This window comes from Sulfitobacter sp. 1A15299, assembly GCF_043556915.1.
GTDB lineage: Bacteria > Pseudomonadota > Alphaproteobacteria > Rhodobacterales > Rhodobacteraceae > Sulfitobacter.
Map to the genome: position 1 here is coordinate 82225 of NZ_JBIFFJ010000010.1, position 10948 is coordinate 93172.

The window sequence follows — 10948 nt, forward strand, 5'->3', positions numbered from 1 at the left end:
CGTCAATTCCCTTATTTCTTGAACTGATCGAAGGGCCAGACCATCAGGTAGTCTCTGATGTTGCCGTAGAGTTTTCCCAAACCGAGTGGTTCGATCAGAAGGATAATGACGATCAGTGCGCCATAGACTGCGTTCGGGATGTGAGCGAGCGTTTCAACGTTGATCTGCATGCCAATCCATTCACTCAGCGTGACGACGAGACCGTTCACGATACCCGGAACAAGAAGGATCAGGGCAACCCCAAAATAGGATCCGATGATGCTGCCAAGACCTCCAACGATCACCATCGCAAGAACCTGGATCGAAACGGCAACCGAGAATTGCTCGGGTGCGGCGAGAAAGAAAAAGGTGGCAACAAGCAACGCACCGCTGACGCCCGCGATGAACGACGAAGTCGCGAATGCGAGAATTTTGTAGTAGAAACTGTTCACACCCAGGATCGCGGCGGCAAAATCTTTTTCACGGACAGCGACCAAAGCGCGACCGAGTCCAGTACGCTTGAGATTAAGCATGAAGATCGTCACCAAGACACACCAGCCGAAGGCGACATAGTAGAAGCCAGTATCAGTGGTAATCTCTTGCCCGAGCAGCGCCAATGTCGGTGACTGGAGCGACGCGTGTGAGCCCCCCGAGATCGCCGGAGAGTGGGTCAGAACCCAGTCCATCACAAATTGCATCGCAAGAGTGGTAAGGGCGAGGTACAGTCCCTTGACCCGCAAAGCGGCAAAAGCAAACAGGCTGCCGATCACGGATGACGTCAACCCGCCGATGATCAGCGCGAATTCCCACGGCACCCCGAAACGCGCGGCATGGATCGCCGAATAGGCGCCGACCGCCATGACCGCGGCATAGCCCAGGTGAAGCTGCCCCGCCCAACCTGTCACCAGGTTCAGCCCCAAAGCGGCGGCCGTCCAGATCAGCCAGGGAAGCAAGTAGCTGTTCAGGTAAAGCGACGGAATGATGAACGGCGCGGCAAGACCGATCAGAAAGATGAATGCTGTCAGATTTCTGTCGGCAGGCACCTTGAAGATACGGCTGTCCGAAACGTAGTCGGCGTGATGGACGCCAGAAAGTCTGTAAAACATCCCTTACACCCTTTCGATGTCGTGACGACCAAATAGCCCGTGCGGACGGATCATGACCGTAAGAATGAGCACGGCGGCGACGATAAGCTCACGGCTTCCGCCTCCGACAAGCGGATCGAGGAAATCAGCGCCAACGTTTTCGACGACGCCCAGGATGATGCCCGCGATCACGGCGCCAAGGATACTGTCGAGACCACCGAGAACGGCAACGGTCAGACCCTTGAGCAGCAACAGCGACAGCGCCTGATCGACACCCTGAATTCCGCCCCAGATAACGCCCGCGGCGACAGCAACAACAGATGCCAGCGCCCAGGACAGGCCAACTCCGCGTTCAACCGAGATGCCGACCGACCACGAAGCCATGTAATCATCCGCGATCGCCCGCAACTTGATCCCGGTCCGGGTTCGGAAAAACAGCATGAATGCGACAAACAAGGCGAGCGCAACACCGGCACCAACCAGATGGATGCGGCTGATGAAGATGTCGTCCAAAAACAGTGGATCATAGCTGACGCCCAATTCCATCGAACGTGACGTCCCGCCCCAAATCGCAAGCGTTGTACCCCGCAGGAAAATGTCGAGGCCGAGTGTCAGCATCAAGATCATGACAACCGGCCGACCTGCGAGACGGCGCAAAGCAACACGCTCAATGCCGAACCCAAGGCCGAACATGACAACCGCAGCCAGAGGGATGGCCAGCCACAAGGGTAAACCCACGTCGCGTGCCAGCGCCAAGACCACATAGGCCCCGACCATGGTCAACCCGCCCTGCGCCAGATTGGGCACCGAAGATGCCTTGTAAATCAGCACAAGGCCGATGGCGAATAGCGAGTACAGCAGACCCGTCAAGGCTCCGTTGATCGCAAGCTCTGATAGAAAGACCCAGTCCATTTATACCTCCCTGATGGGAAGGCTTCTTTCGACCTTCCCTACTTCCCCGGTCTCGTAAGTCACCTGCGCGCTTACATGGACCTCTTTTGAACCGTCGTAGAGCGCCGCGATCACGTCAGCATAGCGTTCCTGAACGACCTTGCGCCGTAGTTTTCGTGTCCGTGTGATTTCACCATCGTCCGGGTCGAATTCTTTCGGCAGACTGACAAAGCGTTGCAGGCGCAATGGTTCGGTGACGGCCTTGTTGACCCGTTGGAAGGCCTCGCGAAGCAACGTCGCGACCTCTTCACGCTGAGAAAGATCGGCATATGACACGTAAGGTACGCCGTTCACTTCGGCCCAGTGCCCCACGGCCTCGAAATCCACGCAGACCATCGCCGTCAGTTCCTTCAGCCCGGCGCCGATTACGGCAGCATCCTTAATATAAGGGCTGAATTTCAACCGGTTCTCGATGTAGTTTGGCACAAACCGCTCGCCTCCGGCCGTATGCATGACCTCGGAGACGCGCCCCAGAACAACCAAGTGTCCATCTTCCTCCAAATACCCGGCATCACCTGTATGCAGCCACCCGCCCTCAAGGGCTTCGGCGGTCGCTTCGGGTTTGTTGAAGTACCCTTCGAATACGCTGTCCGAGCGTACCAGGATCTCCCCGTCCTCGGCGATGGTCACCTCGACGCCGGGCGCGGGTTTGCCGACGGTATGAAGGCGCACTTCACCCGGAGACTGAATTGCATTGATCGCGCTGTTTTCGGTTTGGCCATAGAGTTGGCGCAATTTGATTCCCAAGGATCGGTAGAAAACAAAGGTGTCTTCGCCGATCGCTTCGCCGCCGGTGAACGCGTTCTTGAGGCGGCTCATTCCGAACTGGTCCTTGATCGGTCCGAAAATGATTGCCTCGCCCAAAAGTCGGCCCAAAGGCTCCAATATACCACCGCTTTTTCCGTTCAGCTTGCGTGTCTCAGCGGCGATGGCCCGATCCATGAAAAAATGGTACAGCCATTTCTTTAAAGGGGACGAATTTTCGATACCCACCTGGATTGTCGTCAGCATCTGGTCCCAGCTTCTCGGAGCCGCCAGATAGAAGGTCGGAGCGATCTCGCGCATGTCGCGCACGACCGTTTCCTGGCGCTCAGGCACATTCACGGTGAAACGCCAAAGGAGTGCCGCGGCAACGGTTATGGCGTAGTCTCCCACCCAGGCCATCGGCAAGTACGCGAGGATCTCCTCATTTTCGTCGAAGGCACCCGCCGCATGTCCATTCCGAGCAGCAGCAAGAACGTTCTTCTGACTCAGTACGATGCCCTTCGGCGCGCCCGTCGTTCCGGAGGAGTGCAGAAAAATGGCCGGATCTTCCGGCTTCGCACGACTAAGCAGTTCCTCACGCAGGCCCGGGGTTTCGTTCAGATCGTGCTGACCAACTTCGATCAGGTGATCCCAGGACAACAGCCCTTCAACCTCGTAGAAGCCAAGACCGCGCGCTTCATCATAAATGATGTGGTCGATGCCCTCGGCGCCCGCGTCCTTCAGTTCCAGGATCTTGTCAACCTGTTCCTGATCTTCCGCAATGGCCGCGACGATCTCGACTTCGCCAAGAAAGTGCCTTAGTTCCTCAAGAGTTGCGCCCGGATAAGCGGGCATGGCGTAGGCACCAAGCAACGAAACAGCCAGCATGCCGCCATAGAGCCGCGCACGGTTATCGCCCAGAACAAGCACTGCTTTGCCAGGCTTCACGCCGATTTTTTCAAGCCCAGCCGCACAGGCCACCACCTCTTGGGCGTATTCCGCCCAGGTGGTTTCTTTCCATATCCCACGCTCTTTTTCGCGACGGGCGATATCCTTTCCGTGGAGCGACGCGTTCTTCGCCAGAAGTGCACCAATCGTTTCGCCGCCTGAAGACCGGTTCTTCGTAAAATCAGTCATGCGACCCTCCGATATATGCCTCGATGACCCGCGGGTCCTTCACAACCTCCTTGGGGATGCCACTGGCGATCATTTCACCGTAGTTCAGTGCCAGCATCCGATCACAAATGCCGGTGATGACATCCATATGGTGTTCGATCAGCAGAACGCTGACGCCGCGTTCGGCACGGGCATCCAGAATGAAACGGGACATATACCCTTTCTCTTCCTGGTTCATGCCGGCCATCGGTTCATCGAGAATCAGCATCTGTGGCTCGGCCACCAATGCCCGCGCCAGCTCGACCCGCTTTTTCAACCCGATCGGAAGACCATCGACCAACTCATGCCGAATGCTCTCGAGCTGTAGAAACTCGATCACCTCCTCGACGATTTTACGGTTCTCGATTTCTTCACGCTGTGCTGCCCACCAATATAGCGCCGTACGCAAAACGCCTGGGCTCATGTGGATGTGCCGCCCGAGCAGGATGTTGTCCAGAACGCTCATCCCGTTGAACAGGGCAAGATTTTGGAACGTTCTGGCAACGCCGAGCTTGGCAACCTTGTGAGGCGCCGTACCCGTAATGTCGTTTCCTGCCAGCCGGACCCTGCCCTCGTTTGGCGGGTAAAATCCGGTAATTGCGTTTGTTAGCGTTGTCTTGCCGCTGCCATTCGGACCGACAAGTCCAAAGATTTCCCCTTGTCGAATAACGAGGTCAACACCGGTGACAGCGACGATGCCGCCGAACCGTCGTTCGACCCCGCTGCACTCCAGTATCGCCCCATCATCGGCTCCGATTGCTGTGTTAATCCTTGTCGTCATCTAGATATCATTGTCCCCCTAAGGTTCACGGCCAACATCAGGTAATCCGGAAGTAGTCCGGCCGCCCCGTTGGCCATGGATCCCCCCACAATTGCTGCCCACCGTCGATGTTCAGAACTTCTCCGGTTACGAATTTCCCTGAATTCGCCGCCATATAGACAACCCCTTCAGCGACATCCCATTCGTCCCCGGCGTGCCGCATCGGGTTGGAGTCCTGAAAGGTCGCAGAACCCTCCGGAGGGTAGTTCCCGAAACCGTTGCTTTCGCAGCAACCCGGCGCCACGCAGTTCACTCGGATACCGTGCGGGGCCCACTCCACCGCAACCGACTTGGACAGGTAAACTACCCCTGCCCGGGCCGCACAGGTATGCGCGATGCCGGGCATGCCGCGCCAGATATCGGCCACGATGTTGACGATGGAGCCCGATTGCTTGTTGGCAACCCAGTGGCGCGCCGTGGATTGCATCATCCACCACGTGCCGTTCAGGTTGGTGTCTATGACCGCATTCCAGCCCTTTGGACTAAACTCCAACGCTGCTTGCGGAAACTGACCCCCAGCATTGTTCACCAATACGTCAATCGCCCCGAACTCCTGGTTCGTCTTGGCGACAAAATCCTCGACCTGCTCAGGCTCCCGGATGGTCATAGGCACAGCGAAAACTTCGCCCCCGAAACTTTCAAGAAACTCCTTGGCCAAAGCCAGTTTCTCTTCGTTGCGTCCATTGATCGCCAGATTGGCCCCGAGCCTTGCGAACAAGGTCGCAATTGCCAGCCCCAATCCGCCTCCGGCCCCGGTCACCACAACGACTTTGCCGGTGAATAAACCGCTTGCGTAAACGGTTGCACGTTTTGATAGGTCCTCCCTCGAAGACCCAAACTGCGTCTTATTCATGACGCCTCCTCCCATTCCCCATTAGGGGCAGCTGCCAGTAATCTAACGAGCGTTAGAAAATTGGTCAAGACAACTTTTCCCACCAGCCCCGCCCGTTATCTCCGATCAGTAAGACTTTGGAAGTCCAAGGGCTTTTTCTGCTATGAACGACAGAAGCATCTGCGGTGTCACCGGTACGATGCGGAACAGCAGAGCTTCACGTACCAGTCGCTCCACGTGATATTCCTTAGCATATCCGAATCCGCCAAACGTAATTTGCGCGGCTTCGGTCGCCTCGACCGCGGCGTCGGCGGCCAAAAGCTTGGCGGCGTTCGCCTCGACGCCGCAGGGTTCTCCCGCATCGTAGAGGGCTGCAGCGTGCATCACCATGAGATTGGCAGATTCCACTCGCGCCCAGGCTTTGGCGAGTGGATGCTGAACACCCTGATTTTGGCCGATCGGGCGGTCAAAAATCACACGTTCGTTTGCATAATGCGCCGCTCGCGCCAGTGCGTTGCGCGCAATACCGATGCATTCACCGGCCACCAGGATGCGTTCGGGATTCAACCCGTGCAAAATTTGCCTAAAGCCTTTGCCCTCCTCCCCGATCAGGTCCTCAGCCGGAATCGGCAATCCATCGATGAAGACTTCGTTCGAATCGACAGCCTTTCGACCCATCTTTTCGATCTCTCGCACGTCAACGAAATTTCGGTCGAGATCTGTATAGAACAGGCTCAGCCCTTCGGTCGGGCTGCTCACATCCTCAAGCCGCGTTGTTCTGGCCAGAAGCAACATCTTGTCTGCCACCTGCGCGGTAGAAATCCAGACTTTTTGTCCGTGCACGACATATCTGTCCCCCCGCCGCACCGCCATGGTCTTCAGCTTTGTGGTATCCAGCCCCGTCGTCGGTTCGGTCACGGCGAAACAGGCCTTTTCATCGCCTGCTATTAGAGGGCCAAGCATACGCGCGCGCTGCTCATCGGTCCCAAACTTCACCACCGGGTTGAGCCCGAAAATGTTCATGTGGATGGCCGAGGCTCCGCTTGCGCCGGCCCCCGACTCGGCGATTGCCTGCATCATTATGGTCGCCTCGGTGATCCCCAGACCAGCGCCGCCGACAGCTTCTGGCATGGCGATACCCAGCCAGGCGCCATCGGCCATTGCCCTGTGCAGTTCATGGGGAAAACCACCGTTGCGATCCCGATCCAGCCAATAGTCGTCGTCGAACCTTGCGCAAATCCGCAGAACCTGGTCGCGAATCTCTTGTTGGTCGGCGGTCAATCGAAATGTCATAGCGCGCGCCCTCTTTCCAATCTTACGAGCCCAGCCTCACATAGGGCAGCGATCCGCTCATCGTCAAAACCAAGATCACGCAGAATGCTTTGGCTGTCTGCGCCAGGCGGTCGTCCCAGCCAACGAAGCTGACCGGGCGTCGCGCTGAGATGAGGGACCGGACCAATGACCTGAGTCTGTTCGCCAGCGACCGACACGATATCCCCGCGATGGCGTATCTGCTCGTTCGTCGCGATTTCCTCGACACTCAACACACGCGAGGCAACGGCATCATGGCGGGCGAATACCGCCTCCACTTCCTTAGCCGTGTGCTGCGTGACGAAATCATTGATCGCGTCAAAGACCACCGTCATGTGCTGCGACATCTCGCCGAGTGTCGCAAACCGCGGATCATCGGCAAGGGCGTCCCCGCCGACTGCCCGCAACAGTCGGTGCGCGGTTTCCGCGCTCCCTGCGGAAACGGTCAGCCACACCCCATCGGACGTTCGGAACATCCCCCCCGGAGCAAAGTCCATCGGCTGGCGCAGCCCATTGCGCCGCGGCGAGAGGTTCGCGCCCGTCAATGCGGGAACAGGATAGTCCATCAACCGAAGCAACGCCTCGAACACCGCAAGATCGACGACCTGACCGCGTGCAATGCCCTTTTCGCGAGCAAATAGCGCGATCATGATTCCCAAAGCGCCCATCAGCCCTGTCGTGCTGTCGGCCGCCGGAAAGCCGGGGTGCATCGGCGGCCCGTCGGGAAAACCGGTCAGATGCGCTAATCCACTCATGGCCTCCGCAGCACGCCCAAACGCTGGCACGTCGCGCATCGGACCGTCCTGTCCGTAACCTGAAACCCGCAAGACAACCAAGTCCGGGTTCCAATCGTGCAAGACGTCTGGCCCAACACCGGCACGTTCCAGCACACCCGGTCGGAAATTTTCGATCAGCACGTCGGCATCTTCGACCAACTTTCGCAGGATGTCCCGGCCCTCGTCGGACTTCCAGTCCAGGCCTAGTGTTTTCTTGTTACGGCCCAAAGTCTTCCACCAGACGCCCACCCCATCCTCTGCCTTGGGTCCAAGGTCGCGCATCATATCCGTCCGGTTGGGGGCTTCGATCTTGATGACATCTGCACCAAAATCCGAGAGTAAAGCTGCCGCAAGTGGTCCGGCAATTACGTGACCAAGTTCTATAATCTTCAGTTGATCAAGGGGTCCAGACATCTGCACTTTCGACTTTGCTAATTTTCTAATGGTTGTTCGATTCCTAGCAAAGGCGAAGTCGGACCTCAAGATTCAAAGGTAATCACTTCCCCAAAAACGTAACCGCCCGGTTGTTACCGCGGATCAGTTTATCGGCGTCCAGTTCCATGAAAGCAGTTCGTTGAGCGGGTTGGTCATGTGATTGTGGATGCGGTCGAGGATTTCGGCCAGCCAGGCTTGCCGATCGTGGCCGTTCATCTTGGCTGTCTCGACAAGGGAGATCGCCCGGGACAGCGTTTCGCCACCGCTGTCGGAGCCTGCAAAAAGTCAGTTTTTTCGCCCGATGCTGATCGGGCGCATGACGCGCTCGGCGGTGGTGTCGTCGATGCCGACGCGGCCATCTCCAAGGAAGAGCTCGAATGACGGCCAGCAGCTGAGACCATAGCGGAAGGCCTTCGCGAGACCGTCCTTGCCGGGAATGCGTAGCAGTTGGGCCTCGGTCCATGCCTTGAAGGCCTAGACCATGGAGCGGGAGTGCGCCTGGCGTGCTGCCAGCCGCAGTTTCGCTGTCTTTTTTGCCCACCCGAACTATGGCCTGCCGTGCGTTCTTTCAGGCCTGTGGGACGAAGCGCTCGTCTTTGGCGGCACCGAAGTGGCTCCGACATTCGGCGGTTTTCTCGAAGGCGCGCTTGAGGCGACGGAACATGCCTACACCGTCCTTAAGACGGGTCGAGGGCGCTCAGAGAAACGCTTATAACTGCATCTGCGTTCAGGCTGTCGCTGGGGAACCTGAAGGAGCGTTTTCTTGTTTAGGCGGCTTGATCAAGAAGAACAGCGCATACAATACCGGCACCGCGACCAGTGTCAGGATCGAGGCGAACGCGAGGCCACCCATGATTGTGACAGCCATCGATGCGAAGAAGGCGTCTGATATGAGCGGAGTCATACCGAAAATCGTTGTGCCCGCAGCCAGCACGACGGGCCTCAAACGGCTGACCGAGCCATCGATTACCGCCTGATAGTCCTCGACACCTTCGGCGCGTTGCTGATCGATTTCTTCCACCAGCACAATGGCATTCTTCATCAGCATCCCGGAAAGGGACAAGAAGCCGAGAAGCGCCGTGAACGTGAACGGTAGCCCAGTGAACAGCAGACCAAGAACCATCCCCGTGACCGACATCGGAACCACGAGCCACAGGATCAGTGGCTGGCGCACTTTGTTGAACATCAGGATCGAAATTGTCAGCATTACCAGAAAGCCCAAGGGAAGCTGTTTGCCGAGACTTGCCTGCGCTTCTCCCGCGCTTTCGAACTCGCCACCCCATTCCATCGTGTAGCCTTCGGGAAGCCGAATGGCTTCGATATCAGAGCGGACACTGCGAAAGGCCTCATCTGCTGTCAGGTCGCCGCCTGCACCGCCGAGGACCGTTATCGTACGCTCACGGTCGCGGCGGTGGATAAGGGCCTCGACGAGGCGGGGCTCAAAGCCGGAGACGAGGTTGGCCATCGGCACATAGCCATTTGCACCCGGCGACCAGACGGAGAGATCGCGCAAACGATCCAGCCCGTCGCGCTCGACCTCGGGAAGCCGCAGATACATAGGGATTTCGGCATCGCCTTCGCGCAGGGTGCCGACCCGCAGGCCCGAGGTCCCGTATTGCACGGTGTCGGAAATCGATCCGCGAGTCGCACCGGCCAACCGCATGCGAGCCTCGTCGACGATGGGTTCGACGAGAATTTCGCGCTGTCGCCAGTCTGTGCGCGGGTTTGTGATCGTGCCGGCCTCGTCGAAGATCGCAAGCGCGTTATCCGATAGCTGCCGGAGGACTACCGGATCGGGTCCCGAAAAGCGAACGGCGACATCGGCCCCGGCAGGCGGACCGAAGACGATCTCCTCGACGCGGATAAGAGCATTGGGGAATTGCGCCGGCAGTTCGCGATTGAGACGCGCCGCAACATCGGGGATGAGTGTGGCATCGGTCGCACGCACGATCAGCTGACCGTAGCTCGCATCGGCCTGCTCAGGGTTGTAGGTCAGCATGAAGCGGCTGGCCCCTCGCCCGACAAGCGTTGTAACGTCCGTCACTATCTCCTCGCCTAAGATGATCGCCTCGAGCCGGGCCATTTCTTCATTCGTGGCTCGAATGTCCGTGCCCTGTGGCATCTGGAATTCGACGTAGAATATCGGGGTGTTCGACGCCGGAAAGAAAGCCTGCTTGACTTGGCCGAAGGCCATGACCGACCAGACCGTGATTCCGACGACCGTCAGGACTACGAGCACGCGGGCGCGCAGCGCCATCCAGAGGAAACCGCGATAAGCCGAATAGACTAAGCCGCGATAGGGGTCCTTGGAGGTGTCTCTTGGCGCCTTCAGAAGGAGCTTCCCAAGATAGGGTGTAACGGTTACGGCGAGGATCCAGCTCATCAGCAACGAAATCGCGATAACCGCGAAAAGCGAGAACAGGAATTCTCCGGTGGCGTCTGGCGATAGCCCAATGCCCGAAAACGCCATGATCCCGATCACGGTGGCCCCAAGCAGGGGAAACCCTGTCGCGGTCTCTGTATCGGCGGCGGCGTCTTCGGCGGACTTGCCCCGCGCCATGCCAATCAGCATGCCTTCGGCGATCACGATGGCATTGTCGACCAGCATGCCCATGGCGATGATCAAAGCCCCGAGACTGATCCGTTCCATCTCGATGCCGAAGACAGACATGAAAAACAGTGTGGAAAAAACCGTGAGGCCCAGCGTGGCACCCACGACCAAACCCGCGCGCCAACCCATGGTCAGCATCAGCGCCCCGATGACGATGGCCACGGATTGACCGGGGAGTGTGCGTAATTTTGTGCCCTGACGCCTTTAGTTACGCCATGGGAAAGCGTTCTTCGAACATGATGGCGAGTT

Annotated in this window: 9 protein-coding genes and 1 pseudogene; 1 reads left to right on the top strand and 9 read right to left on the bottom strand. The window is 58.1% G+C overall.

The window, feature by feature from the left end; translation table 11 throughout:
• Positions 1–11: 11 nt before the first annotated feature.
• The 8 genes and pseudogenes from ACGYK7_RS11970 to ACGYK7_RS12005 all read right to left on the bottom strand — a co-directional run.
• Positions 12–1085 carry a branched-chain amino acid ABC transporter permease gene (locus tag ACGYK7_RS11970; RefSeq protein WP_152467187.1) on the bottom strand — a complete coding sequence of 358 codons (1074 nt, stop codon included), beginning with the start codon at positions 1083–1085 and terminating at the stop codon, positions 12–14.
• Positions 1086–1088: 3 nt separating this feature from the next.
• Positions 1089–1976 (bottom strand): branched-chain amino acid ABC transporter permease, encoded by an 888-nt coding sequence (locus ACGYK7_RS11975; RefSeq protein WP_152467186.1) that lies wholly within the window; start codon positions 1974–1976, stop codon positions 1089–1091.
• The gene (locus tag ACGYK7_RS11980) at positions 1977–3896 is read right to left on the bottom strand and encodes a long-chain fatty acid--CoA ligase (RefSeq protein WP_368999367.1); all 1920 of its coding nucleotides are present in this window, start codon (positions 3894–3896) and stop codon (positions 1977–1979) included.
• Complete coding sequence (locus ACGYK7_RS11985) at positions 3889–4695, bottom strand: ABC transporter ATP-binding protein (protein ID WP_136340174.1); 807 nt, start codon at positions 4693–4695, stop codon at positions 3889–3891. Before ACGYK7_RS11985 ends, ACGYK7_RS11980 begins: the two co-directional genes overlap by 8 nt.
• Positions 4696–4732: 37 nt before the next feature.
• Positions 4733–5587 (bottom strand): SDR family oxidoreductase, encoded by an 855-nt coding sequence (locus ACGYK7_RS11990; protein WP_028284935.1) that lies wholly within the window; start codon positions 5585–5587, stop codon positions 4733–4735.
• Positions 5588–5692: 105 nt separating this feature from the next.
• Entirely contained in the window at positions 5693–6859 is a 1167-nt protein-coding gene (locus ACGYK7_RS11995; protein ID WP_172975950.1) for an acyl-CoA dehydrogenase family protein, read from the bottom strand.
• The gene (locus ACGYK7_RS12000; RefSeq protein WP_152467184.1) at positions 6856–8067 is read right to left on the bottom strand and encodes a CaiB/BaiF CoA-transferase family protein; all 1212 of its coding nucleotides are present in this window, start codon (positions 8065–8067) and stop codon (positions 6856–6858) included. Before ACGYK7_RS12000 ends, ACGYK7_RS11995 begins: the two co-directional genes overlap by 4 nt.
• 123 nt (positions 8068–8190) lie before the next feature.
• A pseudogene (locus tag ACGYK7_RS12005) lies at positions 8191–8613 on the bottom strand (transposase); the annotation flags it as partial.
• Here ACGYK7_RS12005 and ACGYK7_RS12010 point away from each other — a divergent pair.
• Positions 8570–8803, top strand: a complete 234-nt coding sequence (locus ACGYK7_RS12010) for a hypothetical protein (RefSeq protein ID WP_336246031.1) — start codon at positions 8570–8572, stop codon at positions 8801–8803. The pseudogene ACGYK7_RS12005 and the gene ACGYK7_RS12010 overlap by 44 nt on opposite strands.
• Positions 8804–8815: 12 nt before the next feature.
• On the opposite strand, the gene ACGYK7_RS12015 is transcribed toward ACGYK7_RS12010, so the two are convergent.
• Positions 8816–10861: an efflux RND transporter permease subunit gene (locus tag ACGYK7_RS12015; protein WP_394402457.1), complete on the bottom strand. Its 2046-nt coding sequence runs from the start codon at positions 10859–10861 to the stop codon at positions 8816–8818.
• Between the last annotated feature and the right edge of the window lie 87 nt (positions 10862–10948).

Bases quoted from the DNA above. Each gene is read 5' to 3' on its own strand.
- ACGYK7_RS11970 (WP_152467187.1), bottom strand. From the start codon at position 1,085: ATGTTTTACAGACTTTCTGGCGTCCATCACGCCGACTACGTTTCGGAC.
- ACGYK7_RS11975 (WP_152467186.1), bottom strand. From the start codon at position 1,976: ATGGACTGGGTCTTTCTATCAGAGCTTGCGATCAACGGAGCCTTGACG.
- ACGYK7_RS11980 (WP_368999367.1), bottom strand. From the start codon at position 3,896: ATGACTGATTTTACGAAGAACCGGTCTTCAGGCGGCGAAACGATTGGT.
- ACGYK7_RS11985 (WP_136340174.1), bottom strand. From the start codon at position 4,695: ATGACGACAAGGATTAACACAGCAATCGGAGCCGATGATGGGGCGATA.
- ACGYK7_RS11990 (WP_028284935.1), bottom strand. From the start codon at position 5,587: ATGAATAAGACGCAGTTTGGGTCTTCGAGGGAGGACCTATCAAAACGT.
- ACGYK7_RS11995 (WP_172975950.1), bottom strand. From the start codon at position 6,859: ATGACATTTCGATTGACCGCCGACCAACAAGAGATTCGCGACCAGGTT.
- ACGYK7_RS12000 (WP_152467184.1), bottom strand. From the start codon at position 8,067: ATGTCTGGACCCCTTGATCAACTGAAGATTATAGAACTTGGTCACGTA.
- ACGYK7_RS12010 (WP_336246031.1), top strand. From the start codon at position 8,570: ATGGAGCGGGAGTGCGCCTGGCGTGCTGCCAGCCGCAGTTTCGCTGTC.